The organism is Acidovorax sp. GBBC 1281, assembly GCF_028473645.1.
Classification (GTDB): domain Bacteria; phylum Pseudomonadota; class Gammaproteobacteria; order Burkholderiales; family Burkholderiaceae_C; genus Paracidovorax.
Window position 1 is genome coordinate 3,830,223 of sequence record NZ_CP097269.1, and the last position, 24,485, is coordinate 3,854,707.

Consider the following 24,485-nt stretch of genomic DNA (forward strand, 5'->3'; position numbering starts at 1 on the left):
CCGCCCATGGATCACGCAAATGCGTGGAACAGGCTGGCGATGGACTCGCAGGTGCGTTGCCAGGGCCTCACGGGGTGAGGTGCCCAACGGCACGGTGTGCCTCAGAGCCGGTGAATGGCCGATGCGGCTTCGCTCAGCTGCTGTTGCGCCCGGTCGTAGGCCGCCTGCGATTCCAGCACCGCGTCCATGTGGGTCTCGGCCCAGTGCGCCAGCGCCGAAACCGTGTCCGTGAGCGTCTCGCCCAGGGGCGTCAACGAGTACTCCACCATCAGCACCTGGGTGACCTGCACCTCCCGCGCAATGAAGCCGTCGCGCTCCAAGCGGCGCAGCGTCTGGGTCAGCACCTTCTGCGTGATCTGCTTGATCTCCCGGCGCAGCGAGTTGAAGCGCATCGGCCCGTCCTTGAGGCGGTCCAAGATGAGCAGGGCCCATTTGTCTGCCAGGCGCTCCAGCACCTGCCTGGTGGGGCACCGGTCTTCGTACACGTTGTAGGCATACCGCGTCGGATTGAGCGTGGGAGCGTTCTGGGGGGGCATGGTTTCCTCCGGGATACCTGGTGTCGTCGAAGTGCGTTGTTCCGGATTTCTCCAAAGATTTCGAGAATACACCCAGTCTCTTTTGGAAACTGGTGGGGCATGGATGCAGCCCATGCACTCGCCCGCGCCGGTCGTCCAGGGAGGTCCATTCCTTCCTTCCCCCTGGGTTCTCCTGATTTCGAAAGGTGCCGCATGGCTCACGTCTCGCGTTTCTTGTCTTCCCTGGCCATTGCTGCCTGTGCGCTGTGCGCGTCCCCATGGGTCGCCGCCCAGACACAGGCCGCCGACCCCCACGCAGTCAAACAGGTCGCCGATGCCGATTTCGTGGCAACGGGCAAGTCCTACAACGTGGACTTCGGCGACCAGAAGTTCCGCCTCGACTTCAAGTCCGCGCGCGAGATGGTCTTCACATCGCCCGATGGCAAGAACATCGCGAACGTCGACATCCAGGTGACGGCACTGGGCAATGACGTCTACATGATCTACTGGTCGCGCCGCGCGGGCCAGCATGTCGTGCATGTCGACGATTTCCGCAACGGCGTGGCCTACACCAACATCTTCCTGCCCGATGGCTCGGCGTCCCGCCGCAAGGGCACCCTGGTCCAAATTCCCTGAGCCTTTCGGATCACCGCGTCTGCGCCAGCCCTGGAGGCCGTGACATGAACCTGGTCCGCGCGGCCGCCCTGAGCGCAGCCCTGGCCCTCCTGCAGGCCGCCGCGGTGGCGCAGTCGTCGGCCAGCTTCTACGGGGTGGTGGATGCCAATGTGCGTGTGGACCACAACGGCGCCGGCACGGAAACCAGCATCGGCTCAGGCCTCTCGCGCGGCTCCCGGGTCGGCTTTCGCTCTCGCGAAGACCTGGGTCAGGGCCTGCACCTGCTCGCCATGGCCGAGATGGGGATCAGCGTGGACACCGGCGACGTGCTGGCGACAGGCGCCCCCGCGCCCAGCTGGGGGCGCCAGCTCTGGGTGGGGGCCGGAAACGCCGATGCGGGCATGGTCGCGGTGGGCCGCCAGTACACGCCGTTGTTCGCCGTATCGGCGGGTGCGCTGGCCCCCCTGGGCGCCAATTACCTGGGCGCCATCACGACCACTCAGGCGCTGCAAGGCGGAATGCCCGCACGGGTGAGTGGCGCGTTGACGTATTCCCTTGGCTACGCCACGGCGATGGACGCGCCCGCGCCGAGGGCCGGGTTCAGCCTGGCGGCACTGCTGGCACCGGGCCAGGGCGCCGAGGGCGCCTCCGGACGCCACGTGGGGTTCGGCACCGGATACGGCCAGGACCCGTGGTTCATCGGCTACGCATTCCACCGCTCCCAACCCTCCGCAGGCACCACCAGCGCCGGAACGGTGGCGCAGCAAACCGCGCAGGTGCTGGGGGGAACGTTCCGGATCGGCACCGCCATGCTGTTTTCCTCGTTGCACCGGACCCGGAACCGCGCAGCGGGTATCGATCGCAGCAACACGTCGCTGGGAGCCTCCCTGCCATGGCTGCACGGACAGGTGATGGCACAGCTCCTCTGGTCCACCGACCGCACCGCGGCGGCGGCGCATGTGCGCAATGTGTCCCTCACCTACGAGCATCCGCTTGCACGAAGGACCGTGAGCTACTGGAGCTATGCGCGCAATCGCAACAGCGAAAGATCCAATGTGGCGCTGTACCAGTCGCCCCACGGTACGCCCGGGCCGGGAACCTCACCCTCCGCCCTCGCTGTTGGAGTGCGAATGACCTTTTGAGGGTGGGCACCGCACAGAGGGCGTGCGTGCCGCCACCACGCCGGACTCACGACGCGGCCTGCCCAGCGCCGGCGCCCACCATCCACCTCAGGTTCTGCAAAGCCGCGCCCGCAGCGCCTTTGCCCAGGTTGTCCAGCACCGCGCTCAAGACGATCTGGCCCGTGCGCCCATTCCACGACACGGCCAGGCCCATGTCGTTCGATCCGTTGTGGATCTGCGGGTCCCGTTCGGTCATCGGCTCGGCCGACGACATCGGCAGCACGTGCACATGCGCCGCATCGCGGTACCGCTCCGCCAGGCATTCGTGGATGCGCGAGCCCGAAGCCTGTGCGGGCAGCATTCGCGCATGCAACCCGATGGTAAGCACGATGCCCTGCCGGTAGCTGCCGTAGGCCGGCACGAAGAGGAGCGCCTCGACCAGGCCCGCATAGGCCTGGATCTCCGGCACGTGCTTGTGCTCCAGGGCCAGGCCGTAGACCTTGAGCGAATGCGCGCCCACTCCCGCTTCGTGCGCTTCGGCCCCCGACCGGCCCATGCCGGAATAGCCGGAGACGGCATGGATGGTGAGCGGATAGTCGGCGGGCAGCAGGCCCGCATCCGTCAAGGGCCGCAGCAGGGCGACTGCGGCGGTGGGGTAGCAGCCCGGGTTGGTGACCCGCGACGCCTTGGCGATGCGTTCGCCTTGCTGCGCATCCAGTTCCGGCAGGCCATAGACCCAGCCGGGGCTGGTGCGGTGGGCGGAGCTGGCGTCGATGACGCGCACGCCGGGGTTGTCGATCATCGCGACGGCCTCGCGCGCCGCGGCATCGGGCAGGCACAGGATGGCGATGTCGCAATCGTTGATCGCCGCCTTTCGCGCGGCCGGGTCCTTGCGCAGGCCCGCAGGCAAGGTATGGATGCGAAATTCCGAGCCCCGGAGCCGGTTCTGCAGGTCCAGGCCCGTGGTGCCCTGGTCGCCGTCGATGAAGATTTGGTGGTTCATGGAACGCGATCGTAGGGAGACCGCCTCGATGGCTCCAGCGAAATATCGGCAACCCAAAGTTAAGAAAAATTAAACTGCCGGCATGCGAGAACTGAGCCTGGACCACTTGCGCACCCTGGTTGCCATCGCCGATCTCGGCTCCCTGGCCAACGCGGCGCGCGCCCTTCACCTGGCGGCCCCCACCGTCACCGTGCAGATCGCGGAGCTGGAGTCGCGCCTGGGCGGCCAGCTGCTCGTTCGCGGGCGGGGGCCCGCGCAACCGACGGCCCTGGGCGAGCGGTTCATCGCGCGGGCGCGCCGGCTGCTGGCAGACGCGGACGATGCCGTCGAGGACGTTCGGCGCCAGCTCGCCGGCCAGACGGGCCGCGTGCGCGTGGGGGCCTCGACCGGCGCCATCGCGCACCTGCTGCCGCCCGCGCTCGAGCGCCTGGCCCGGCAACACCCCGGGGTCGATGTGAACGTGCAGGTGCTGACCTCCAACGAAAGCATGGCCCGGCTCGCGGCCGGCAGCCTGGACCTGGCCGTGGTGGCGCTGCCGCAGCCGGCCGTGCGCGGCGTGCAGGTCACGCCCCTGCGGCGCGAGGCGGTGGTCGCCTTCCTGCCATCGGCCTGGAAGGCGCCGCAGCGGCTCACGGCGCAATGGCTGGCGGAGCGGCCGCTCATCATGAACGACGCCTCCACCCGCCTGTACCGGCAGACCGCGGAATGGTTCTCGGCAGCAGGCGTCCATTGCCGGCCCCGCATCGAACTCAACTACAACGACGCGATCCGCACGCTGGTCGCCGCCGGCTACGGAGCGGCGCTGCTGCCGCAGGAGTCGTACGAGGCCACGCGCGACCCGCGCATCGCCATCCGCCCGCTCCGCCCGGCGCTGTGGCGACAGCTCGGCCTCGCTGTGAGCGACCGGGGGGCCAGCGGGCCGACGCGTTTCGTGCTGGAGGCGTTGCTGCCGGAGAAGGGCCCGGCAGCGTGAGCCGGCACTGAATGCCGTTCGCTGGGCGGCGATGGCAACGGGGCGAAACACCGGACAGCTACCGGGCGCCAGCACGGCGTTGCCGGTGGATACTGCGCACCGCCGCCTCTTCAGCAGCCCTCCTCCACCCGCTTTTCTGCCCCCTGCTTTTCCAGCCTTTTCATGGACCATCCGCTCACATCGCCCACTCCACGCCATCGCGCCGTGCTGTTGGCAGGCATCGCCCTCTGCATCGCCCTGGGACTGGCCTCGCGCCGGTGGCCCGGCGTGCTGTTTCCCGAAGCGCTGGGCAAGTACCCCGGCGATGCGCTGTGGGCGCTGATGGTGATGTTCGGCTGGGCCTGCCTCTGGCCGCGCATGGCCCCGGGCCGGCTGGCCCTGCTGGCGCTGGCGACCTCGTTCGCGGTGGAGTTCTCGCAGCGGTACCAGGCGCCGTGGATCAACGCGATCCGCAGCACCACGCCGGGCCACCTGGTACTGGGATCGCGGTTCAACACGATGGACCTGGCGGCCTATGCCGTGGGCGTGGCGGTCGGCCTGGGGCTCGACATGCTTTACCGGGCCTGGCTGCGCCGAAGGACTGAGAGCCAAGCGGCACGTCCCGATTGAGCGGCCGGGAGGCCCTGCGCAAAGGCCCCTGCCCGTCCGGATGCCCGCAAGCCTGGCTCACTCAGTCGAACAGCCCCGGCGTCATCGGCCCCTGGCGGGCCACCGGCGCGTCGCGCGCGGCCTGCTCGGTCAGCAGGTTACCCACGCGCACGCCCAGCAGCCGCAGCCGCTTGTCCAGCGGCACACGCTTGAGGCACTGCCCGGCCGCCCGGCGGATGGTGGCCGCGTCCTGCGTGGGGTGGTCGATGGTGAGGTCGCGCGTGGCGATCTTGAAGTCGTCGTAGCGCAGCTTGATGCCGATGGTCTTGCCCACGTAGCCCTTGCGCTGCAGGTCGCCGGCCACGCGCTCGCACAGGTCAGTGAAGATGCGACCCAGTTCGGCGCGGTCGCGCACGGCGTGCAGGTCGCGGTCGAAGGTGGTCTCGCGGCTCATGGAGACGGGCTCGCTTTCGGTGACCACGGGGCGGTCGTCGCGGCCCCAGGCGGCATCGTGCAGCCAGGCGCCGCTGGCCTTGCCGAAGTGGCGCACCAGCCAGTCGCGCGGGCGCGCGGCCAGCTCGCCCACCGTGTGGATGCCATGGGACTGCAGCTTGGCGTCGGCCTTGGGGCCGATGCCGTTGATCTTGCGGCAGGCCAGCGGCCAGACCCGGGTTTCCAGGTCGCCCTCGTGGACGACGGAAATGCCGTTGGGCTTGTTGAACTCGCTGGCCATCTTGGCCAGGAGCTTGTTGGGCGCCACGCCGATCGAGCAGGTCAGGCCGGTGGCGTCGAGGATGCTTTTCTGGATGAGCCGCGCGAGCGACCAGCCGCCGTCGCGCTGGCCGCCCGGCACGTGCGTGAAGTCGATGTACACCTCGTCCACGCCGCGGTCTTCCATGACGGGCGCGATGGACACGATCACCTCCTTGAACATCCGCGAAAAGCGCCGGTACGAGGGAAAGTCCACCGGCAGCAGGATGGCCTGGGGACACAGGCGCGCGGCCTTCATGAGCCCCATGGCCGAGCCCACGCCGAACTGCCGCGCAGGGTAGGTGGCGGTGGTGATGACGCCCCGCCCCACATAGTCCTTGAGTAGCGGGAAGGCCGCGACGGGAATCTCCGCCTCGCGGCCGGCGTACTCGGCCACCAGGGCCTCGTCCTGCGCCCGCCGGCCACCACCGATGACGGCGGGCAACCCTTTGAGCTGCGGGTAGCGCAGCAACTCCACCGAGGCATAGAACGCGTCCATGTCCAAGTGGGCGATGCGGCGTAGCAGGGGTGCGGCGGGCTCTTCGGGGGCGGTCACGTCCGCCATTGTCCACGCGCTCCCCGGCAGTTGCGTGGGCCCGGCGGGATGCTCCCGCAAGCGCCTGCGCGACGGGCGATCAGCGCACGCGCAGCGCGCCCGGCTGGCCGTGGCCGGCCAGGCGGAACACGGCCACCGTGTCCACCAGTTGCTGCGCCTGTGCCTTGAGGCTTTCGGCCGCGGCGGCGCTTTCCTCCACCAGCGCCGCATTCTGCTGCGTGACCTGGTCCATCTGGCTCACGGCCTCGCCGACCTGGGACACGCCCGAGCTCTGCTCGGCGGTGGCGGCACTGATCTCGCTCACGATGTCGCTCACGCGCTGGATCGACGACACGATCTCGCTCATCGTGGTGCCGGCCTCGTCCACCAGGGCGGTGCCGCGCTCGACGCGCTCCACGCTGTCGGTGATGAGGGCCTTGATCTCCTTGGCGGCGTCTGCCGAGCGTCCAGCCAGGCTGCGCACTTCGCTGGCCACCACGGCGAAGCCCCGGCCCTGCTCGCCGGCGCGGGCAGCTTCCACGGCCGCGTTCAGCGCCAGGATATTGGTCTGGAAGGCGATGGAGTCGATCACGCTGATGATGTCGGCGATGCGGCGCGAGCTGTCGTTGATGCCCTTCATGGTCTGCACGACCTGCCCCACCACCTCGCCGCCGCGCACTGCCACGCCGGAGGCGCTGCGTGCCAGCTGGTTGGCCTGCTGCGCACTGTCGGCGTTGTGCTGCACGGTCGAGCCCAGCTCTTCCATCGACGCGGCGGTTTCTTCCAGCGAACTGGCCTGCTCTTCGGTGCGCTGGCTCAGGTCGGCATTGCCCTGCGCGATCTGCACGCTGGCGTTGGCCACGCTTTCGGCATTGCCACGCACCGAATCCACCACCGCGCTCAACCGGTCGTTCATGGTGGCCAGGGCCTGCAGCAGGCGCGCGATCTCGTCGCGGCCCTCGGTGCGCACGCTGGTGCTCAGGTCGCCCTGCGCCACGGCCTCGGCCAGTTGCACGGCCACGGCCACCGAGCGCGTGGTGGCGCGGGTGACGATCCACATCACCCAGGCCGCCAGCGCGGCCAGCAGGGCCACGGCGGTCACCATCAGCAGCATGTCGCGGCGCAGCGCCTGGATCCGGGTGCCCAGCGTGTCGCTCAGCACGTCGAACGACACCGCCACGAGCGCGAACTGGGTGTCGATGATGCGGGTCATCTGCGCCACCCACTGCGTGGAAGGCATCGACAAGGTGGCCGCCTGCACGATGTTGTCGTCCGCGAGCTTGAAGCCCTCTTCCGCCGCCGCCAGCGCGGCCTTGCGTGCGGCTTCCACTTGCGGCGGCAGTTTGCCGCCCGAGGCCAGTTCCAGCGTCTTGCGGGCATCGCCGTAATGCTGACGGGCCCGGTCGGCCAGGGTTTCGATGCGCGCGCGCTCTTCGGGCGATGCGTCGCCGCGTGCGAGCACCAAGGCCCCGCGCGCCCGCATCTGGCCCAGGGATTCGGTCAGGTGCGGCAGATGGTTCAGCGCGGCCCGCTGAAGAAAGTAGCTGGCAGGCTCCGAATCCAGCGAGATGCCAGAGCTGTTGGCCACATCGTCGATCAATCCCAATTCGCCGGCCACCAGCGCGGCGTGGCGGGCATTGCTTTGGGCACCGGTGACGGATTTGCTCCCGACGCCGGCAACCAGGGTGCGCCATTCGCCGGCCAGCGCGTCCAGCCTGGCGGACAGCTCCCGATCCTGCAGTCCGGCAGCGGCAGCCTGGGCCCGCACGATCGCGGCTTCGACCTCGGACTGCTTGGCCTGGCGTGGCGTGTTCAAGGCGGCATCGCCGCCCAGGAAGGCCGCCGACAGGCCCCGGTGCTGCTGCGTGAGCTGCACCAGCTTGAGCAGTTCCTTGGCGGGGGCGATGCCCAGGTTTTCACGCTCCACCGTGCGCAGGGTGTCCCAGTTGAGATGCACCAAAAGGGTGGTGGGAATGGCGAACATGAAGAACGCCAGTGCGCCGATGAGCAAGAACTTGCGCGAAATCCGGAGGTTGTTGATCCAATGGGTCATAGGTCTTCACTGGCAACAGCGTCACCAGTTGTAAAAATTAAAACACCACGGATTTGATAGAAACATCCAATGCTGGGCCGTAGGAGAACGCCTTATTTCGCCGATTGCCAGCTAAATTTAGCGATTCCATCATTTTATTGATTCGACCGGACGCACACCGACAGCTGACGCACTAGGCGTACAGATACACAAAGATACCAAAAAATTTGACTTTTCACCAGATCGGTGCATTCGCAATGAGCGCACCGCCTTGGTGCCAGTCAGCGCACGGTGATGATGTCCCGGTGCATGGGGGCCAGCAGCGCCAGCAGCCGGCTTTGCTGGGTGAACGCAATGCCCTGTTCGTCCATGGCATCCTGAAGCAACTCAACCAGGACGTTGAAGTCGCGCTTTCGGATGGGCAAATCGGCATGCGCCGACTTCATGTCGGCCCCTTCGTAGCGGCATGGGCCGCCGGAGAGCACGCAGATCTGGTCCGTCAGACTGTCCTTGAGCGCCTGGGGCTTGGTCTCCTTGAACAGAGGGCCGATGCGCTCGTCCTTGAATGCCCGGTCCACCAGGCCATTCATGATGCGGGCGATGCCGGGCTTGCCGCCCAGCGCGTCGTAGAGACCTTCCGGCGCGGCAGTGGCCGGCACCGCAGCAGACGCCGCGGCCCCGGGTGGCGTGGCACCAGCGGCAGGCTGCTGCGCCGCAGCGGGCACGGCCGTGGCGAGGGCTGCGGCCAGCGCGAACACAAGGGCGGCGGCGCGCGGCGCGCGGCATGGCGGCACCGCGAATCGGGGGGTGGCAGGGATGGGCATGGGGCCTCCTCTCGTCTTTCGGCCAGCGGCTCAGTACGCGGCCTGCACCGACAGGTACAAGCCGTTTTGCCGGCGGTAGCCCGTCACGCCCGGCACGATGAGGCCGAGGTTGACGTAGGCCAGGGTGATCGACATGTGCTTGTTGGGCGCCCAGGCGATGAACAGGTCGCGCCAGTCGTCCTCGCGCAGCGCGGCGCCCAGGCCCGCCGAGGCGCCGATCGCCTGCAGGTTGTTGGGCTTGAAGCGGTATTCGGCGCCGATCGCCAGGTCACGGCGCAGCAGGTAGGCCACGGAAAATTCGGGCTGCAGGCTGCGGCGGCTGCGTCCCGGGGCCGAGCCGCCGAAGCCCAGCAGGCCGTTCTGGTTGGCGTTGGTGGAGCGCAGCGTGGCGCTCAGCACCAGGTTGCGGTCCAGCAGCAGCTTGGTGGCGGTCACGTAGACATCGGTGCCGCTCGTGTCGGCCCCCAGGAACTCGATGACCCTGCTGGCCGAAGCGGGGTGCAGCCGCTTGTGCTCCACGCCCACCGCCACCTGCGGCATGGCGCTGTCGGCCTCGAGCACCGCATCGCCGAGCAGACGGACCTTGACCCCGATGATGTCCATCTTGAGGTGCAGATCGGGCTCGACGCCGAATGCCGCGATGCCGTTCAGCGCGACGGCGGGGGCGGCATCGAAATCCTGCTTCGCCACCGACACCTCCACCCGCTCGTTCCAGCCCATCGCCGCGCCGTAGCTCGTGAGGCCGTAATCGCGCGTGCGGGTGCGGGTGGTGAAGGCGCTCATGCCGACCTCGCCCTCGGTGGCATTCGAGCCCACCACCGCCCAGGGGGTGAGCCCGCCGCCGGCCGAGCCGGAGATGCTGCTCACGCCGCCCGTCAGCAGCAGCTTGCCGGTTTCAGCCCGCGCGGTGCCGGCGGCGGCCAGCAGTGCGCAAAGTCCGGTGGTGCAGGCCACCGTGGAGATCCAGTGAATGGGGTGCATGGGGGTTCGTCCGCAAAGGAGCGCCAACCTGCGCTGTAGCAGAGTGTTACCCAAATCGACGACCGACGAAACCCCCATTCCGCAAAGCAGAATATGAGGCCGTTTCGCTACAGCATGCGTTCGATCAGCGCGCCCGTGAACAGCACCGGACCCGTCGGCCCCTTGTCGCCCGGCACGCCGCCCTGCGGCTCCAGGCTGATGGCCAGCGTGGGCACGTTCTTCACCGCGCTCTCCGGCGTGGCCAGCGTGAGCAGCGCCTGCGGCCCCAGCACGCCGAGCGAGCGCGGGCCGCTGCCGGGTGGCAGCGCCCACAGCTGCAGCGAATGGTCGCTGCCTTCCTGGAAACCGCCCACGCGCTGCAGCACCAGCGCGTTCTTTTGCGCATCGAATGTGACGAGCATGGACGGCGCGGCCTTCGCATCGGCCAGCACTGCCACGTAGCGCACCTGCGGCGTGGCGGCCAGTTGCTGGCGCAGTTGGGCGATCTGCGCCCCGCTGTCCCGCTGGAGCCGCTGGTGCGTCTGCAGCCCGACGACCACGGCAGCCACCGTGGCCAGCGCGCCCAGCGCCGCAGCGCCGCGCCACAGACGCACGCTGCGCAGCCACCCGCCAGGGCCTGCACGGTGGCCGTCGCCCTCGGCCCGCGCCGGGACGGCCCCCTGCCGCGCCGCGCGCATGGCCTCGCGTTCCTTTTCGGCCTGCACCAGGTTGTGGATGCGCAGCCACACTTCGGGCGGCGGGGCCTGCTCGGCCTGCAGCTCGGTCAGGCCGGACCAGCGCGATTGCCACACCAGCGCCGCCGCCCGCACGCCGGCATGCTCGCGCGCCAGGGTCTCGAAGCGGCGCCGCGCACCGCCGCGCAGCGTGCCCAGCGCATAGGCGGCCGCCAGGCGGTCCAGCAGTTCAGGGGATTGCGAAAGATTCATGGCAGCACCTCACGCGTAGCGCGACAGGCAGTCGCGCAACTGGCCCAGCCCCCGGCGGATCCACGTCTTGACCGTGCCCAGCGGCAGCTTCAACTGCTCGGCCAGCTCGCCGTGGCTCAGGTCGCGCAGGTACGCCAGGCTGACCACTTCGCGATGGCGGTGCTCCAGGCGGCCCAGGCATTGGTGCAGCGCGGTCGCCTGCTCGCTGGCCTGCGCGATGTCCGCCGGCGAGGGCTGGTCCGCCTGCAGTGTCTGCGCCAGTTCGTCATCGAACTCCTGCGTGAGCTGCGCCCGGTCGGCCGTGCGCCGGCGCAGAAAGTCCAGCGCCCGGCTGCGCACGATCAGGCCCATCCACGCCATCGGCGGGCTCAGGGTTTCGCGGTAGCTGCCGGCCACGCGCCAGATGGTGAGGTAGGCCTCCTGCAGCACGTCCTCGGCCCACTCGCGGTTGCGCAGCACGCGCAGGGCCACGCCGAACAGGCGCGACGACGTGTGGTCGTACAAGCGCTTGAGGGCGGCATCGTCGCGTCCCGCGACCTGGTCAATGAGGGCCATCAGTTGGGTGTCCGTGAGGGAGGTGCTCATGCACGCATTGTGTGAGAAAAAGTGCGGTCTCAGCCATGCAGCGGGATACGGTGGGTGTGGGTTGGCGGATACAAAGCCCTCCTTCGGACAAGGACTCTGAATCCGATCGGCCACGGCCGGCGTATGAAGGACACCTGCGGCACGCAGCCCTCTTTCCCGACCCACCAGGAGACAGCATGCGAGACAACCGATCCAAGGCCCTTCCCCTCGGCGACCTGCGTTCCATGAAGCGCCGCGCCACCTTCGCTGCCGGCGCGCTGCTGCTGGCCGCCGGCGCGTTCTACGCCGGCAAGAGCGCGGTGGCGCACGAACTGCCGGCCGCGGGCGCGGCCGTGCAGGCGGTGACCGGCTGATCGCCCGGCGCCTGCCGGGGCCGACTCACTAGCGACGGACCAAAGGCCCGCCCTCGCTGACGTCGCCGGCCTCTTCCATGGCCACCTGGGCGACGGCTTCTTTCGCCTGGGCGGCGCGGTTGCGCTTTTTCAGATGGGCGTCGCGCATCAGCAGATACTTGTCCAGGGCCACCTGGTCCACCCATTCGCTGGCCCCAGATAGTTGGCGCGCTGGCTGACCACCTGGACGGCAGTCAGGCTGTTCTTCACAGAGACGCTGGAGATCTGGTTCTTCGGGTTGCCCAGGCCATCGACCTGCGATGCGAACACGTCCCTCGCATTGGACGGGCCGAAGAGCGGCATCACCAGATACGGCCCCGTGCCCACGCCCCAGGTGTCCAGGGTCAGGCCGAAGTCTTCCTTGCGGTGCGGCATGCCCCAGCCGCTGGCCACGTCCACCAGGCCGAGGACGCCCACCGTGGTGTTCGTGCCGAAGCGCGCGAGGGTCGTCATGCCCTCGCCCAACCGCCCCTGCAGCATCAGGTTGACCGACGACCACGGGTTCTGCCAATTGGAAAAGAAGTTGTTCACGCCCGTTTGGGCCACGTCGGGAACCACGGTTTTGTAGGCCTTGGCGGCCGGCTGCAGGACGACCTTGTCCACGCCTTCGTTAAAGGAAAAGATCTTGCGGTTGACGGGCTCCAGCGGATCCGGCTGCGCCAGGGAGGCGCATCCGGTACTGAGAACCGCCAAGGCGCAGACGGCATACCGGGCATTCGGCATGCGGCGATTCCAGGGCGCTGAGAGATGCAGGCGAGAGGGCATTCGTACCTCCGGTGACAGTGGGTGATGGAGACTTGAGGGATGGAGTGCATCGCATCCCATGGGCCGCCATCGTCACCGCGCCCGCATTGCTGAATCCTTACTGGCCGGGGCCGGGCGCCGATGCGTGCGTCACGCGCACTTCCAGCCCCACCGCGCCGTTGCGCGCTTCGATGGTCCAGCCATGGGCGGCGACGATCTCCTGGCAGATCGACAGGCCCAGCCCGGCCCCTTCGTCGCGCCGGGACGCACCCCGCCAAAAGCGCTCGAAGAGTTTGCCCAGGTGCTCCGGCGCCACCCCCGGCCCTTCGTCGGACACCACGACCCCCCGGCCATGCACCTGCAGCCGCACCACGCGATGCGGTGGGCTGTGCTGGATGGCGTTCTCCAGCAGATTTTTGAGCAGGGTGAAGAGCGCGCCCCGGTCGGCGTCCCAGAGTCCCACGCCCTCGTCGAAGAACAGCGCGATCTGCACCTGGCTGCGCTCGGCCACGCGGTCCATGAAATCGCTGGCTTCCAGGATCGCGGAGCGCGGGTCGCACCGCTCGATCCGGTAGTTGCGCTGCTCGCTGGCCTCGGCCAGGTGGAGCAGCTGCTGCACCTGGCGCGCCATGCGGTCGATGTCCTGGAGCAGGTAGCGGCTGTGCTCGCTGCCACTGCCCTTGCCACCGCCTTGGCCGCCCAGTTCCACCTGCGCGCGGATCAGCGACAGCGGGGTCTTCAATTCATGCGCGGCGTTCGCCAGGAACTCCTGCTGCGTCTGAAACCCCAGTTGCACGCGTTCCAGCGCCCGGTTGAAGGCATCGACCAGCGGCACCAGTTCGCTGGGCAGATCCCCCAGCGCCAGCCGGTCGCCCAGGGACTGCGGCGTGATGCGCTGCGCCTGCAGCGATGCGATGCGCAGCGGCTCGAGCACCCGGCGCAGCGTCAAGTGCATGGCGATCACGAAAGTCACGAGGAACGTGAGGCAGGTGGCCACGATGCCCTTGCGCAACGCCGGCAACCCGATGCTGTGCTGCAGCAGCAAAACGATGCGGTCGCTGATGGCGAACTGCACGTACCACAGCCGGTCGGGCCGCTGCAGGGGCACCGTGGCGGCATGCATCGCCACGCCGTCGCGCTGCAGCACGAAGCCCTTTCGCTGCGGATCGAACCCCAGGCCCTCGGGCGCCAGCGGGAATCTTTTCCCGTCGGTGGTGTAGAACACCTCGCCGTGCGGATCGACGATGCGCAGCACCACCTCTTCGCTCAGGCTGGCGAAAGGCCATTCGTCGATGCGGGACCGGTCCAGGCCCACGGGCAGTCCCGCGCCGTCGAAGCGGATGATCCTGGCGACCGACTCGGCCCGCTCGATCACGCTGTGCTGCAGCATGTACCGCTCCAGCGGTTCGAGCAGCACCATGACGACGGCCATGACCAGCCCGCCGCTCAGCAGCATGCCGGCCACGTACAGCAGCAGCAGGCGCCCGCGAAAGCTACGGGGCCAGTGGCTTTTCGCGGACGGCATATCCATGGGTCCTGATGTTGGCGATCTGAACGCTCGATCCCACCGCGACGAGCTTGCGCCGCAGCCGGTGCAGCGCCACGTCCAGCGCGTTCGGCGTGACGGCCTCGGCGATGCCCCAGGCGGCGGCCTCCAGCTCCGAGCGGCGCACCACCTGGCCGGTCTTGCGCAGCAGGCACAGCATGATCTGCACCTCGGTGAGCGGCAGCGCCACGGTCTCCCCGCCGCACACCAGACACCCCCGGCCCGCATCCAGGCGCAGGTCGCCGTACACCGGGTCCAGCGCCTTCAGGTGGGAGGGTCGCCGCAGCAGCGCCCGCACCCTGGCGATCAGCTCCTCCATGGGAAACGGCTTGGTCAGGTAGTCGTCCGCGCCGGATTCGAGGCCGTCGACCCGGTCGTGCAGCGCGTCCCTGGCCGTCAGCATCAGGCAGGGCACGGCCTGGTCGCGCGCGCGCAGCCGCCGCACCAGCTGCAGGCCGTCGCCGTCCGGCAACCCCCGATCGATCACCAAGGCGCCGTAGGGAATGTCGCGCAGTGCGAGCCAGGCCGATTCGATGTCGGAAAAGGCATCCACGGCAATGCCGGCCCCCGCCATGGCCTGGCGGATGAGATCGGCCAGCCGTTCGTGGTCTTCTACCAGTGCGATGCGGTTCATCCTCGGGTCCATCCAAAAATACCTGGCGGCCTGCGCGCGGCGCAGGCCCCGAAAATCAGCGGGCCGTCAGCGACAGCAGCCGGTCCACCAGGGGGCCGATGCTGCTGCCATCGCCGGACACCCGCCCCTGCACGAGGTCGAGCCGCAGGCCTTCGATGGCATACCGGCACACCCTGTGTGTGGCGAGGTCCACCGAATCCGTGGCGCACATCTCCTCGACGAAATCCGACCAGATCGCCGGATACTGCGGATCGCCGAGCACGGCGGCCACCGCCCGGCGCTGGTAGCTGCGCAGGGCCGCCAGGCTCGCCCCCATGGCGCGCAGGTAGGCCCGCAGATGCCGCGCCGGGCCGCAGGGCTCGGCGGCCAGGGCGTCGTCCAGGAAGCGGCGAAAGTCTGCCACGTAGTCGTCGAAGACCTCCTCGGAAAAGCCCTTCGGCCCGCCGCGCCAGCCCCGACGCGCGCACGCCCGGCCAGGGGATCGCCCCCAGGGCAGGCCGCTGCCCGGCCCGAAGGCCGCCCCGCCCGTCAAGGGGCCGCCTGGAATGCGCGCAGCGCCACGCATCTCAGAACCGGTGGATGTAGCCGACGGTGGCGCGCGACATGCTCGAGCGCCCCACGATGGGACTGTTCTTGATCTCGTCGGGCAGGCTCGTCGCGCTGACGTCGAGGAACACCATCTGCCGGGGCCGGATCGCGTAGTCCAGCCGCAGCCCCAGCTCCATCGTGGTGGCCGCCTTGCCGGTGTACTGCGCACGGCCGGGCTGCGCCTCGTTGGGCCGCACGCCGAAGTAGTAGTCCACGTATTTTTCGTCGAGCCACTGCGCCTGCACCCGGGGCGTCAGCCCGAAGCTGCCGAAGCCGAACCGCCGGTCCACCTGCAGCTGCAGTTTCTGGCCCTTGCTTTTGCTGGACAGGTCGGACAGCCACTCGCCCGAAACGCGGGCAAAGCCGGTGTTCCAGGTGACGGCCGCGCCGCCCCAGACACTGCCATCGCGGTCGGCCATGCCGGCGAGCCGGGGCGAATCGCCGGCCTCGTAACCGCCATCCTCGTACTTGAGGCGCCCCGTCAGGCCAATGCTGCTCTGCGGGCCGAACTCCTTTTGCAGCAGCTTGACGTCGGCCGTGGCGCCGCTGACGCGAAGCCAGCGGCTCTCGTAGAACAGCAGCGGCACGGCGATGTTCTTGCTCTCCGCCCCCGCGTAGGGGCGCCGCACGGCCGAGGCACCGATGCCGATGCCCCAGCTGGACGCAGCGTCCGGCGCACCGGCGGCGGATGCGGCCTCGGTGCGCCGCTCCTGCGCGGCGGCTTGCGTCGCGGCCAGGAGGCACAGGGTGGCGGTGGCGGCGCCCAGGCAGGCGCGCGGGCATTTCTTGAGGGGCGTGAGGGAGAGGGTCATGGGCGGGAACAGGGTTGCTGGAAAACCGATGTTCGGCGCTCCCGCATTACCGGCGACTTACTGGGCGCCCTTCCCGCCGCGAACACGCCGGTGTGCCGGCACAAAACCAGAGAGGCCGGCGAGCGCCCGCCGGCGCAGGGGGCATACAGCTATATTTTTTATAGCAATACGCCCTAGTAAAAAATGCGCTGGAGCCCTTTTTCGCTCCAAACGCCCCTGGGGAGCCCTACCGGCAGGCAGCGGCCCGCCGCACCTCACGCCGGATAGGTGCCCGGCAGCAGGATCGAGCGGTCCACGCGGTGGATGTCCGTGTGGCCGCAAAAGGCCATGGTCACGTCCAGTTCCTTCTGGATGATCTGCAGCGCGCGGGTCACCCCGGCCTCGCCGAACGCGCCCAGCCCGTACAGGAAGCTGCGACCGATGAGCGTGCCGCGCGCGCCCAGCGCCCAGGCTTTCAGCACGTCCTGCCCGCCGCGGATGCCGCCGTCCATCCACACCTCGATCTCCTGGCCCACCGCCTCGACGATGGCCGGCAGCGCGTGGATCGACGAGGGCGCGCCGTCGAGCTGGCGGCCGCCGTGGTTGCTGACGATCAGCGCATCGGCGCCGCTGGCCACGGCCAGGCGGGCGTCCTCGGCGTCCATGATCCCTTTGAGGATCAGCTTGCCGCCCCAGCGCTTCTTGATCCACTCCACGTCGCGCCAGTTGAGCTGCGGATCGAACTGCTCGGCCGTCCACGACGACAGCGACGACAGATCGCCCACGCCCTTGGCATGGCCCACGATGTTGCCGAAGCTGCGCCGCTGCGTGCCCAGCATGCCCAGGCACCAGCGCGGCTTGGTCGCCAGGTTGAGCAGGTTCGCCACCGTGGGCTTGGGCGGCGTGGACAGGCCGTTTTTGATGTCCTTGTGCCGCTGGCCGAGGATCTGCAGGTCCAGCGTGAGCTGCAGCGCCGACACGCCCGCCGCCTTGGCGCGGTCGATCAGGCGCTCGATGAAATCGCGGTCGCGCATCACGTAAACCTGAAACCAGAAACCCGGCCCGGCGTGCGTGGAGACGTCCTCCAGCGAGCAGATGCTCATGGTGGACAGCGTGAACGGCACGCCGAACGCCTTGGCCGCGCGCGCGCCCAGGATCTCGCCGTCGGCATGCTGCATGCCCGTGAGCCCCGTGGGCGCGATCGCCACGGGCATGGCCGTCTCCTGCCCCACCATCCGCGTGCGCGTGGTGCGGCCTTCCATGTTGACCGCCACGCGCTGGCGCAGCTTGATGCGCTGGAAGTCTTCGCTGTTGGCGCGGTAGGTGCTTTCGGTGTAGGAGCCCGAATCGGCGTAGTCGTAGAACATGCGCGGCACGCGGCGCTTGGCGACCACGCGCAGGTCTTCGATGCAGGTGATTTTGGACAGGTCGGCCAAGGGAAACGCTCCTGGGTGTTTTTATGGAATGGGGAAGGGCCTCGCCCCTCCACGGCGAAGGGAAAGCGCGGCACACGGGCATCGTAGCGGCGCCCCCGCCGGACGGGTGCTGAAGACTTTTCCCCGGCCCCTGAGATTTTTTGACGGCCAGACGCGCGGGCCCTGCCCGGCCCCTGCCGCGCCGGGCGGCCTACCGGCGTGCCAGCGCCACGCCCAGGATGGCGACGACGAAGCCCACGATCTGCAGGCCGGTGAGCGTCTCGCCGAAGATCCACCACGCCTGCAGCGCCGACAGCGGCGGCACGGCCAGCACCAGCGCCGCGGTGCGCGTGGCCTCGCCGTGGCGCATGAGCCAGATCAGCAGCGTTGCGCCGCCGATGGACAGCACCAGCACGGCATAGGCCAGGTAGCCCCACAGCAGCGGCGAGCCGTCCCAGCGCGGCTCGCCGAAGACCAGCGCCATGAACACCAGCACCGTGACGGCCCCCACGTTCTGCACCGCGCTGGCACTGCGCAGGTCGCCAGCGGCCAGCGGCGACTTCTGCACCATCGATCCCACCGTGAGCGCCAGGATGCTCCCGGCCGCCGCGAGCAGCACCGGCAGCGTCAGCCCGGCCGCCCCGGCACTGACCGCCAGCCGCGGCCACAGCACCATCGCCACGCCGCTGAAGCCCAGCGCGAGGCCCGCCCAGGTGGCCGCCCGCAGGCGCCCACCCAGCAAGGTGACCGCTATGAGCGCGGTGAATAGCGGCTGCAGCGCACCGATCAGCGCCATCACGCCCGAGGGCAGGCCCTGCGCCATGGCCCACCAGCTCGGCCCCACATAAAGGCCGCTCATGAGCGCCCCGGCCACCAGGTGCAGCGCGATGCGGCGCGGCCCGCGCGGCCACGGCACGCGCGCCCACAGGGCGGCCGCGCCGAAGAGCACGGCCACGCCGATGAAGCGCACGGCCAGGAACCAGAACGGATCGGCGTGCGCCGACACGCCCCGCCCCACCAGGAAGCCCGTGGACCAGATGACGACGAAGAGCAGCGGCGCGATGGCGGTCATGCCACCCTCCCGCACGCCACGGCCGGCGCCCGGCGGCGCCGCATGCACCGGCCGCCGGGGAGCGCCGCACAGGCGCCGAACGCAAAGCATGGTGTCATTTCTTGAGTCCTGCGCCCCGCACTTCGAGGCTGATCGTGTCCAGCACCTGCCCGCCGCCGTCCAGCAACTCCACGCGGTGCCGCCCGGGCCACGGGAGCCACGCCCACTGCGGGCCCCGGCCCTGCACCCGGCCATCGATGCGCCAGCGCAGGCCGGCGTGCGCCTGGGGCTGCACCGGGGTCGCCGCGAACTGCAGCCGCTGGCGGTCGGGCGGAATGTCCGGGTCCAGCGCCACGATGGTGCCGGGCGCGGGCGAGAGGATGCGCGGCGACGGGGCCTGCAGGCCGTCCTCGGATGCGCTGGCGGCCGGGTTGGGGCGATTTTGGCCGGACGCCAGGGCTTTCATTGGTTGTTCTGCTACGTTATCGATAGCAAAAAGGGGCTGCTGCGTGCCGGCGATGAACCACTCCTGCCGCGCGCTTTCGATCAGGCGCGCGCCACCGGGCTCGGGGCCGAAGCGCACGGCCGCCTGCACCAGCCCCTCGGGCGGTGCGGGCGGGCGGCTGCGCACGCCCGCGCCGGCGCGGTGCAGCCAGCCCATGATCTCGGCCCACACGGGCGCGGCGCCGCTGGTGCCGCTCACGTCGTGCATGGGCGCGCCGCTCGCGTTGCCCACCCACACGCCCACCGTGTAGCGGCGCGACCAGCCCAGCGCCCAGTTGTCGCGCATGTCCTTGCTGGTGCCGGTCTTCACGGCGGTCCAGAAGCGGGTGGCCAGCACGCTGTCGGTGCCGAAGGTGCGCGCGCGGGCATTGCCGTCCGACAGGATGTCGCCCACCAGGAAGGCCGCGCGCGGGTCCATCGCCGGCGCCGCTGGCGTGGCCGCGCGCGGTGCACCGGCGCCCTGCTGCACGGGCGTCACGGCCACCGGTCCGTAGCGCCCGCCGTTGGCCAGCGCCCGGTAGGCGTTGGTCAGGTGCAGCAGCGGCACCTCGGCGCTGCCCAGGGCCAGGCTGTAGCCGAAATAGTCGCCGCTTTCGCGCAGCGGCAGCCCCAGCGCGCGCAACTGGCGAAAGAAGGCATCGGGCGACACCATGACCAGCGTGCGCACCGCCGGCACGTTGAGCGACGCCGCCAGCGCCGTGCGCGCGGACACCCAGCCCTTGAACTGGCGGTCGTAGTTCTGCGGAATGTAGAGCCCGCTGGCCGTCGGGATGTGCGCGCTCGAATCCTCGATGAGGGACGCCGCCGTCAGGCGCTGCTCGGCGAAAGCCTGCGCATACAGGAACGGCTTGAGCGTGGAGCCCGGCTGGCGCGGGGCCAGCACGCCGTCCACCTCGCCCGCCTGGCTCAAAGCGCCGGACGACCCCACCCACGCCAGCACCTCGCCCGTGGCGTTGTCCAGCACCACCACGGCGCCGTCCTCCACGTTGCGGCCCCGCAGCTCCCGCAGGTGCTGGTGCAGCGTCTGCACCGCAAAGCGCTGCAGCGGCGCGCTCAGGGTGGAGGTGACGCGCTCGCGGCGCGGCGAGGCGGCATCCGCGGCCGGGGTATCCGACGGCACCGATTGCGCCGCCACGGGCTGGCGCAGCAGGTAGCGCGCGAAGTGCGGGGCCACGCCATCGGCGCCGTCGAAGGCCCGGCGCTGCAGCGCGGCGGTGGTGAACAGGTCCAGCGCATCGCAGGACGGCACCACCGGCTTTTGCATCTCGCGCAGCACCCCGCAGGCGCGCTGCGCGACCAGGGCGGGCCGGGCATTGGGGGCGCGCACCAGCGCGGCGGCCACCGCGGCCTCGCGCTCGTCCAACCCGTGCGCGGCCTTGCCGAACAGCGTGCGCGAGAGCGCGTCGATGCCCACGATCTCGCCGCGAAACGGCACCAGGTTGAGGTAAGCCTCCAGCACCTGGTCCTTGCGCCAGCGCCGCTCCAGCACCTGGGCGGCCACGGTCTGCCCCAGCTTTTGCACCACGCTGCGCCCGCCCGCGCCCTGGCGCCAGTCGCCATCGAGCAGGCCGGCCAATTGCATGGTGAGCGTGCTCGCGCCGCGCGTGCGCTGGTTCCACAGGTTGCCCCAGGCGGCGGCCGACACCGCGCGCCAGTCCACGCCGCTGTGCTCGTAAAAGCGCTTGTCCTCGCTGAGCACCAGCGCCGTGCGCAGCGCGGGCGAGACCTCGGCCAGCGGCACCCACTGGCCGCGCCGCACGGTGGCATCGGTGCGCAGGCGCTGCAGCACCTCGCCCTCGCGCGAGAGCACCAGCGTGTCGGAGGGGCGATAGTCCGCACGCACCTCGTTGAAGGTGGGCAAGGCCCAGGCGGCCGGGGCGGCGATGCAGGCCAGACCCAGCGCGAGCAGCGCCCGCCCCACGGCCACTGCCACTGCGCCATGGCGGACGGTGGCGGTGCCGATACCGGCGCAGCCCTCGTGGCGGCCCCGCCCATTGCGACGCCAGGTGGCGATGCTGCGCACGACCGCGAGAAAGTCCATGGACATGGGAAGAAGGAGGATGGGTCGGAGAAAAAGAGAGCGGAGGCCGGCCCGCAGGCCGGCGGCGACCGGGGATTGTCGCCTCCTCCCGTGACGCCGTCCCACCCGGCGTTGCACCGGGCGATGGCCGCGCCCCGGATCGCAGACGCAGGGCGGGCCCTTCCGATTCTCGCGCAGAAGCCGCCGCGCGCCGCGCAGGACCCGAACGGACCCTGGGGACTTTCGCGCATCGCGCCGCACCCTCGTGTAACCTTTGGCGCAACGCCACTTCGCTCCGGCATTGGTCACGGAGCCAGCTGGCGGGTCCTCTCCGGCGGGCCTTGGTGCCATGCCCCAGGGGACCTCCCGCTTTCATGTTCGCCGTGCCCCGGGCCGCAGCCCGCGCTGCGCTGGCGGGCCCTCCATGCGCCCTTCTGAACCGTGCGGCACACGCCCCGCACCTGCGCACAACCCCATTGAAAGGCCACTGCTTTGCCTTGCTTTACCGCACCCCGCTTCCTGGCCGCTGCCATGGCAACCGCCGCCGGCCTGGCCGGCGGCGCCGCGTTCGCCCAAGCCATGCCACCGCGCCTGTCGGCCCCGCTGCCCACCACGCAGAACGCGATGATCAACAACACGCAGATCACGACGGACGATTTCCGGCAGGCCTACGTCAGCCCGGCGCCGCAGGTGCGGCAGCAGGCCGAGCTCTACCTCACGGGCGTGCTCGACGCCACCGAGGGGCGTGCGTGGTGCGGCTACCCCACGCTCAAGACCATCACCATCGACGAGCGCCTGTTCACGGAGTTGAAAAAGGTCGAAGGCCCGGCCCTGCAGCAGCGCGCCTCCAAAACCCTGGTCGCCATCCTGTCCAAGCAATTCCCTTGCCGGAGCCCGCGTTGACCAAGCCCATCTTCGAGAACCTCAAGTCCCACCACTATTCTTCCGACCGCATGCAGCCGACCCGATTCATGGACGGCGACAGCGTGTACCGCGAGATCGGATACGACATGAGCCAGCTGAAGCGGCAGAACGCCGGCTACGAAAACACCTGCGCGGTCCGCATGAGCCTGGCGCTGCTGAAGTCGGGCACCGGCATCACCGGGCGCCTGAAAATCAAGGAAGGCCCGCTCAAAGGCCGGTTCGTGGAGCCGGGCGCGAAATTGCTGGCCGACCAGCTCATGCAGCGGGGCGTACTGTGCTACCCGCAGATCCTCACGCCCGACAACGTGCAGGCAAAGATCCAGGGAAAGCGCGGCGTGATCTTCTTTTGGAAGATGGCCAGCTACAACGGCGGCCACATCGATCTGGTGGAGTCCACCAACGCCGCAGCAGTCTGCAGCTCGGCCTGCTATTTCGACTCCAAGGAAATCTGGTTCTGGCCGCTGGACTGAAGGGCGGCAGCGCGGGCCACTTTGCGTGGCCGCGTGCCGCGCCCGGGGTCCGTCGGGGCGACCGCGTCAGTTCTTGGTGGCCGCGTCCCAGTGCTCGGCGATCTTGCCGTTCTCGATGCGGAACATGTCGAACCAGGTCGTCGTGTATTTCTTGGTCGGGTCCTGCGGGTCCGTCATTTCGCGCACGAAGCTCAGGATGACCTTGTCGCCCTCGGCCGTGATCGCCACCAAAGGCGCCTTCACGCGCGGCTCGATGGGCGTGGGCGGCACAAACTGCGAGAAGAAGGCGATGAAGGCCGCGCGGCCCGTGGCCACCGTGGGGTTGTGCTGGATGTAGTCTTCCGCCATGTACTTGGGCGCCAGGTCCATGTGGCCCGCCTCGAACACCTCGCGCCAGAAGTTGTAGACCAGCCGCTTGTTCCACGCCAGCCGCCAGTCGTGGCTCATGAGCAATTGCTCGTGGTCGGGCTGCTCCACCACCGGCACCTGGGCGTGGGCCGCCACCGGCAGGACGATCGCCGCCGCGAGAACGCAGCGGGCCAATAGTTGCTTCATGAAACTCCCCTTCCAGAATCGATGGACACAGCGGATTTATATCTGCCGGCCACGCCGGCGGCGCGGGCCCGCCGATCTTTGTGGTGAGGCAATGTTTCAATCCTCAAATTTGCTCAGTGCCCTAGCCAAACGTCGTGCGTTGGGGTATAGCCCAAGGCTCTCCGGCAGGCCGTCATGGCCCTATCTCAGGCAAACGCTGGCTCGGCCTGCGTGCCGCGTTCGCGCGGCGCCACACGCGCAGCACATGCCGGGCCGCGCGGGCCAGGGCTTCGTCGAGCGCAGTGCGCCAGTCCCTGGCCACCGACGAGACCACCACGGGGCCCGCGCCGTCGGTGCGCAGCTCGATCCGGCAGCGCTTGTCCACCCCGCCCCGGGGGCCGTTCACGTCGGCCAGCTGAATATCGGCACGCGGCACCTGCGCACTCAGGCGCCGGAGCACGAAGCGCACGCGGCGATCGACGGTATCGCGCATCGCGGTCGCTTCGGGATGGCGGGACTGGAAAAAAATCTGCATCAGCGTTCTCCTTCGTTGGAGCAGGCACCTTAGCCCGCACGCCTGCAGGGGCACAGCAGTTTTCCTCTGCCAACACCCTCTGAAAAACCTGCTGCCTTGCAGCCAGACCGTAGGCTGCACGGCTTCGGTCAAACCGATGCAGCCATCTCGGAAAACCTGCTTCTTCCATCGGTCAACCGGCCGCACATTCAAGGCTGTCACCACCACAGAAAACCCCCATGAATCGCCCCATGAAGTCATTGCCCCTTGTCTCCCACCTGCTCTCCTCCCTGCGCGCCCGGGCCCTGCAGTGGCTGCAGCAGGTGTCGCACGGCAGCGGCGCGTTGCGTGCACCGGCTCGCGTTCCCGTGCGGATCGACCCCGCACGCCCTGCGCAGCCGGCGCGCCACCGCCGCTACCGCGACTGACGCCGCCTGATCGCCCCCACAACACTTCACAAAGGAACACCCCATGCGCAGCTACCCCACCAACAGCCCCGAAGCAGCGGCCCGGATCGTCGGCCTGCTGCTGATCTCGGACGGCCACGTCAGCCGTTCGGAAACGGATGCCCTGCAGCGGCTGGACATCGAACGCGAACTCGGCCTGGCGCCCGGCGACTTCGCCCAGGTGCTGCACGCGCTGTGCGAAGACCTCTTGATGGGGGCGCGCGAGCGCCGCCTGCTGACCGGAAACCTCGACGAAGCCGCCCTGGCCGCCCTGATGGCCGAGGTGACCGAACCGGAACTGCAGCAGCGCGTGCTGCACTTCGCCTGCGCGGCGGCGACCGCGGACCACCACGTGGCGGCGGCCGAGGCCTGGATCATGGAAGCCGCGCTCAAACACTGGCGCATGGGCGAGGCATCCGATCCGCCCGAGGCCGCGCCGGTCGCGGCCGGCCTTTGAACAGGGC

Annotated in this window: 28 protein-coding genes; 9 read left to right on the forward strand and 19 right to left on the reverse strand. The window is 69.4% G+C overall.

Features of this window, described 5'->3' with window-relative positions:
* Positions 1-101: 101 nt before the first annotated feature.
* On the reverse strand, positions 102-536 hold the full coding sequence (locus tag M5C96_RS17915) for a winged helix-turn-helix transcriptional regulator (protein ID WP_272564474.1): 435 nt from the start codon (positions 534-536) through the stop codon (positions 102-104).
* A 192-nt stretch (positions 537-728) separates the two neighbouring features.
* Here M5C96_RS17915 and M5C96_RS17920 point away from each other — a divergent pair, with 192 nt between their 5' ends.
* Positions 729-1,151, forward strand: coding sequence for a MoaF-related domain-containing protein (locus M5C96_RS17920; RefSeq protein WP_272564475.1), 423 nt, complete (start codon positions 729-731; stop codon positions 1,149-1,151).
* Positions 1,152-1,195: 44 nt separating this feature from the next.
* Positions 1,196-2,272, forward strand: coding sequence for a porin (locus tag M5C96_RS17925; RefSeq protein WP_272564476.1), 1,077 nt, complete (start codon positions 1,196-1,198; stop codon positions 2,270-2,272).
* 46 nt (positions 2,273-2,318) lie between these two features.
* On the opposite strand, the gene argC is transcribed toward M5C96_RS17925, so the two are convergent.
* Entirely contained in the window at positions 2,319-3,254 is a 936-nt protein-coding gene (argC, locus tag M5C96_RS17930) for an N-acetyl-gamma-glutamyl-phosphate reductase (protein ID WP_272564477.1), read from the reverse strand.
* Between the two features lie 82 nt (positions 3,255-3,336).
* Between argC and M5C96_RS17935 the strand changes: the two genes are divergently transcribed.
* Together M5C96_RS17935 and M5C96_RS17940 are read left to right on the forward strand one after the other, a co-directional pair.
* Positions 3,337-4,227 (forward strand): LysR family transcriptional regulator, encoded by an 891-nt coding sequence (locus tag M5C96_RS17935; protein ID WP_272564478.1) that lies wholly within the window; start codon positions 3,337-3,339, stop codon positions 4,225-4,227.
* Between the two features lie 204 nt (positions 4,228-4,431).
* Positions 4,432-4,836, forward strand: coding sequence for a ribosomal maturation YjgA family protein (locus M5C96_RS17940; protein WP_272564479.1), 405 nt, complete (start codon positions 4,432-4,434; stop codon positions 4,834-4,836).
* Between the two features lie 61 nt (positions 4,837-4,897).
* Here M5C96_RS17940 and M5C96_RS17945 read toward each other — a convergent pair whose 3' ends face one another.
* The 6 genes from M5C96_RS17945 to M5C96_RS17970 form a co-directional block, all read right to left on the reverse strand.
* Positions 4,898-6,130 (reverse strand): DNA polymerase Y family protein, encoded by a 1,233-nt coding sequence (locus M5C96_RS17945; protein WP_272564480.1) that lies wholly within the window; start codon positions 6,128-6,130, stop codon positions 4,898-4,900.
* A gap of 70 nt (positions 6,131-6,200) precedes the next feature.
* Positions 6,201-8,153 (reverse strand): methyl-accepting chemotaxis protein, encoded by a 1,953-nt coding sequence (locus tag M5C96_RS17950; RefSeq protein WP_272564481.1) that lies wholly within the window; start codon positions 8,151-8,153, stop codon positions 6,201-6,203.
* 260 nt (positions 8,154-8,413) lie between these two features.
* Positions 8,414-8,956, reverse strand: coding sequence for a group I truncated hemoglobin (locus tag M5C96_RS17955; RefSeq protein WP_272564482.1), 543 nt, complete (start codon positions 8,954-8,956; stop codon positions 8,414-8,416).
* Positions 8,957-8,986: 30 nt separating this feature from the next.
* Positions 8,987-9,937 (reverse strand): DUF3034 family protein, encoded by a 951-nt coding sequence (locus tag M5C96_RS17960; protein ID WP_272564484.1) that lies wholly within the window; start codon positions 9,935-9,937, stop codon positions 8,987-8,989.
* A gap of 107 nt (positions 9,938-10,044) precedes the next feature.
* On the reverse strand, positions 10,045-10,863 hold the full coding sequence (locus M5C96_RS17965; protein WP_272564485.1) for an anti-sigma factor: 819 nt from the start codon (positions 10,861-10,863) through the stop codon (positions 10,045-10,047).
* Positions 10,864-10,872: 9 nt separating this feature from the next.
* Positions 10,873-11,448, reverse strand: a complete 576-nt coding sequence (locus M5C96_RS17970) for an RNA polymerase sigma factor (protein ID WP_272564487.1) — start codon at positions 11,446-11,448, stop codon at positions 10,873-10,875.
* Positions 11,449-11,624: 176 nt separating this feature from the next.
* Between M5C96_RS17970 and M5C96_RS17975 the strand changes: the two genes are divergently transcribed.
* Entirely contained in the window at positions 11,625-11,801 is a 177-nt protein-coding gene (locus tag M5C96_RS17975; RefSeq protein WP_272564488.1) for a hypothetical protein, read from the forward strand.
* 28 nt (positions 11,802-11,829) lie between these two features.
* Here M5C96_RS17975 and M5C96_RS17980 read toward each other — a convergent pair whose 3' ends face one another.
* The 9 genes from M5C96_RS17980 to pbpC all read right to left on the reverse strand — a co-directional run bounded on the left by M5C96_RS17980 (position 11,830) and on the right by pbpC (position 21,034).
* Complete coding sequence (locus M5C96_RS17980; RefSeq protein ID WP_272564489.1) at positions 11,830-11,973, reverse strand: hypothetical protein; 144 nt, start codon at positions 11,971-11,973, stop codon at positions 11,830-11,832.
* Entirely contained in the window at positions 11,949-12,563 is a 615-nt protein-coding gene (locus M5C96_RS17985; RefSeq protein ID WP_272564490.1) for an MlaA family lipoprotein, read from the reverse strand. Before M5C96_RS17985 ends, M5C96_RS17980 begins: the two co-directional genes overlap by 25 nt.
* A gap of 139 nt (positions 12,564-12,702) precedes the next feature.
* The gene (locus M5C96_RS17990; RefSeq protein ID WP_272564491.1) at positions 12,703-14,109 is read right to left on the reverse strand and encodes a sensor histidine kinase; all 1,407 of its coding nucleotides are present in this window, start codon (positions 14,107-14,109) and stop codon (positions 12,703-12,705) included.
* On the reverse strand, positions 14,078-14,764 hold the full coding sequence (locus M5C96_RS17995; protein ID WP_272564492.1) for a response regulator transcription factor: 687 nt from the start codon (positions 14,762-14,764) through the stop codon (positions 14,078-14,080). The genes M5C96_RS17990 and M5C96_RS17995 overlap by 32 nt, the downstream gene beginning before the upstream one ends.
* A 55-nt stretch (positions 14,765-14,819) precedes the next feature.
* Positions 14,820-15,329, reverse strand: a complete 510-nt coding sequence (locus tag M5C96_RS18000) for a hypothetical protein (RefSeq protein WP_272564494.1) — start codon at positions 15,327-15,329, stop codon at positions 14,820-14,822.
* Between the two features lies 1 nt (position 15,330).
* On the reverse strand, positions 15,331-16,164 hold the full coding sequence (locus M5C96_RS18005; protein WP_272564495.1) for a MipA/OmpV family protein: 834 nt from the start codon (positions 16,162-16,164) through the stop codon (positions 15,331-15,333).
* Positions 16,165-16,418: 254 nt separating this feature from the next.
* Complete coding sequence (locus M5C96_RS18010) at positions 16,419-17,579, reverse strand: alpha-hydroxy acid oxidase (RefSeq protein ID WP_272564497.1); 1,161 nt, start codon at positions 17,577-17,579, stop codon at positions 16,419-16,421.
* 190 nt (positions 17,580-17,769) lie between these two features.
* Entirely contained in the window at positions 17,770-18,630 is an 861-nt protein-coding gene (locus tag M5C96_RS18015) for a DMT family transporter (protein ID WP_272564499.1), read from the reverse strand.
* A gap of 94 nt (positions 18,631-18,724) precedes the next feature.
* Positions 18,725-21,034, reverse strand: a complete 2,310-nt coding sequence (pbpC, locus tag M5C96_RS18020) for a penicillin-binding protein 1C (RefSeq protein ID WP_272569769.1) — start codon at positions 21,032-21,034, stop codon at positions 18,725-18,727.
* A 630-nt stretch (positions 21,035-21,664) separates the two neighbouring features.
* Here pbpC and M5C96_RS18025 point away from each other — a divergent pair.
* Together M5C96_RS18025 and M5C96_RS18030 are read left to right on the forward strand one after the other, a co-directional pair.
* Positions 21,665-22,036, forward strand: a complete 372-nt coding sequence (locus tag M5C96_RS18025) for a Rap1a/Tai family immunity protein (RefSeq protein WP_272564500.1) — start codon at positions 21,665-21,667, stop codon at positions 22,034-22,036.
* Positions 22,033-22,527, forward strand: a complete 495-nt coding sequence (locus tag M5C96_RS18030; RefSeq protein WP_272564502.1) for a T6SS effector amidase Tae4 family protein — start codon at positions 22,033-22,035, stop codon at positions 22,525-22,527. The genes M5C96_RS18025 and M5C96_RS18030 overlap by 4 nt, the downstream gene beginning before the upstream one ends.
* A gap of 66 nt (positions 22,528-22,593) precedes the next feature.
* Here M5C96_RS18030 and M5C96_RS18035 read toward each other — a convergent pair whose 3' ends face one another.
* Both M5C96_RS18035 and M5C96_RS18040 read right to left on the reverse strand, forming a co-directional pair.
* Entirely contained in the window at positions 22,594-23,082 is a 489-nt protein-coding gene (locus tag M5C96_RS18035) for a nuclear transport factor 2 family protein (protein WP_272564504.1), read from the reverse strand.
* 172 nt (positions 23,083-23,254) lie between these two features.
* Complete coding sequence (locus M5C96_RS18040; RefSeq protein WP_272564505.1) at positions 23,255-23,596, reverse strand: HPF/RaiA family ribosome-associated protein; 342 nt, start codon at positions 23,594-23,596, stop codon at positions 23,255-23,257.
* A gap of 230 nt (positions 23,597-23,826) precedes the next feature.
* Between M5C96_RS18040 and M5C96_RS18045 the strand changes: the two genes are divergently transcribed.
* Entirely contained in the window at positions 23,827-24,003 is a 177-nt protein-coding gene (locus M5C96_RS18045; protein WP_272564507.1) for a hypothetical protein, read from the forward strand.
* Positions 24,004-24,046: 43 nt separating this feature from the next.
* Positions 24,047-24,478 (forward strand): TerB family tellurite resistance protein, encoded by a 432-nt coding sequence (locus M5C96_RS18050; RefSeq protein ID WP_272564508.1) that lies wholly within the window; start codon positions 24,047-24,049, stop codon positions 24,476-24,478.
* Positions 24,479-24,485: the final 7 nt, after the last annotated feature.

What these genes read in the sequence shown, in the direction of transcription:
- M5C96_RS17990 (WP_272564491.1), bottom strand. Translation starts at nt 14,109, where the DNA reads ATGCCGTCCGCGAAAAGCCACTGGCCCCGTAGCTTTCGCGGGCGCCTG.
- M5C96_RS17970 (WP_272564487.1), bottom strand. Translation starts at nt 11,448, where the DNA reads ATGAGCACCTCCCTCACGGACACCCAACTGATGGCCCTCATTGACCAG.
- argC (WP_272564477.1), bottom strand. Translation starts at nt 3,254, where the DNA reads ATGAACCACCAAATCTTCATCGACGGCGACCAGGGCACCACGGGCCTG.
- M5C96_RS17920 (WP_272564475.1), top strand. Translation starts at nt 729, where the DNA reads ATGGCTCACGTCTCGCGTTTCTTGTCTTCCCTGGCCATTGCTGCCTGT.
- M5C96_RS17945 (WP_272564480.1), bottom strand. Translation starts at nt 6,130, where the DNA reads ATGGCGGACGTGACCGCCCCCGAAGAGCCCGCCGCACCCCTGCTACGC.
- M5C96_RS17960 (WP_272564484.1), bottom strand. Translation starts at nt 9,937, where the DNA reads ATGCACCCCATTCACTGGATCTCCACGGTGGCCTGCACCACCGGACTT.
- M5C96_RS17925 (WP_272564476.1), top strand. Translation starts at nt 1,196, where the DNA reads ATGAACCTGGTCCGCGCGGCCGCCCTGAGCGCAGCCCTGGCCCTCCTG.
- M5C96_RS18015 (WP_272564499.1), bottom strand. Translation starts at nt 18,630, where the DNA reads ATGACCGCCATCGCGCCGCTGCTCTTCGTCGTCATCTGGTCCACGGGC.
- M5C96_RS17950 (WP_272564481.1), bottom strand. Translation starts at nt 8,153, where the DNA reads ATGACCCATTGGATCAACAACCTCCGGATTTCGCGCAAGTTCTTGCTC.
- M5C96_RS18005 (WP_272564495.1), bottom strand. Translation starts at nt 16,164, where the DNA reads ATGACCCTCTCCCTCACGCCCCTCAAGAAATGCCCGCGCGCCTGCCTG.
- M5C96_RS17985 (WP_272564490.1), bottom strand. Translation starts at nt 12,563, where the DNA reads ATGCCGAATGCCCGGTATGCCGTCTGCGCCTTGGCGGTTCTCAGTACC.
- M5C96_RS17965 (WP_272564485.1), bottom strand. Translation starts at nt 10,863, where the DNA reads ATGAATCTTTCGCAATCCCCTGAACTGCTGGACCGCCTGGCGGCCGCC.
- M5C96_RS17995 (WP_272564492.1), bottom strand. Translation starts at nt 14,764, where the DNA reads ATGAACCGCATCGCACTGGTAGAAGACCACGAACGGCTGGCCGATCTC.
- M5C96_RS18045 (WP_272564507.1), top strand. Translation starts at nt 23,827, where the DNA reads ATGAAGTCATTGCCCCTTGTCTCCCACCTGCTCTCCTCCCTGCGCGCC.
- M5C96_RS18040 (WP_272564505.1), bottom strand. Translation starts at nt 23,596, where the DNA reads ATGCAGATTTTTTTCCAGTCCCGCCATCCCGAAGCGACCGCGATGCGC.
- M5C96_RS17935 (WP_272564478.1), top strand. Translation starts at nt 3,337, where the DNA reads ATGCGAGAACTGAGCCTGGACCACTTGCGCACCCTGGTTGCCATCGCC.
- M5C96_RS18025 (WP_272564500.1), top strand. Translation starts at nt 21,665, where the DNA reads ATGGCAACCGCCGCCGGCCTGGCCGGCGGCGCCGCGTTCGCCCAAGCC.
- M5C96_RS18050 (WP_272564508.1), top strand. Translation starts at nt 24,047, where the DNA reads ATGCGCAGCTACCCCACCAACAGCCCCGAAGCAGCGGCCCGGATCGTC.
- M5C96_RS17915 (WP_272564474.1), bottom strand. Translation starts at nt 536, where the DNA reads ATGCCCCCCCAGAACGCTCCCACGCTCAATCCGACGCGGTATGCCTAC.
- M5C96_RS18035 (WP_272564504.1), bottom strand. Translation starts at nt 23,082, where the DNA reads ATGAAGCAACTATTGGCCCGCTGCGTTCTCGCGGCGGCGATCGTCCTG.
- M5C96_RS17975 (WP_272564488.1), top strand. Translation starts at nt 11,625, where the DNA reads ATGCGAGACAACCGATCCAAGGCCCTTCCCCTCGGCGACCTGCGTTCC.
- M5C96_RS18000 (WP_272564494.1), bottom strand. Translation starts at nt 15,329, where the DNA reads ATGCGTGGCGCTGCGCGCATTCCAGGCGGCCCCTTGACGGGCGGGGCG.
- M5C96_RS17955 (WP_272564482.1), bottom strand. Translation starts at nt 8,956, where the DNA reads ATGCCCATCCCTGCCACCCCCCGATTCGCGGTGCCGCCATGCCGCGCG.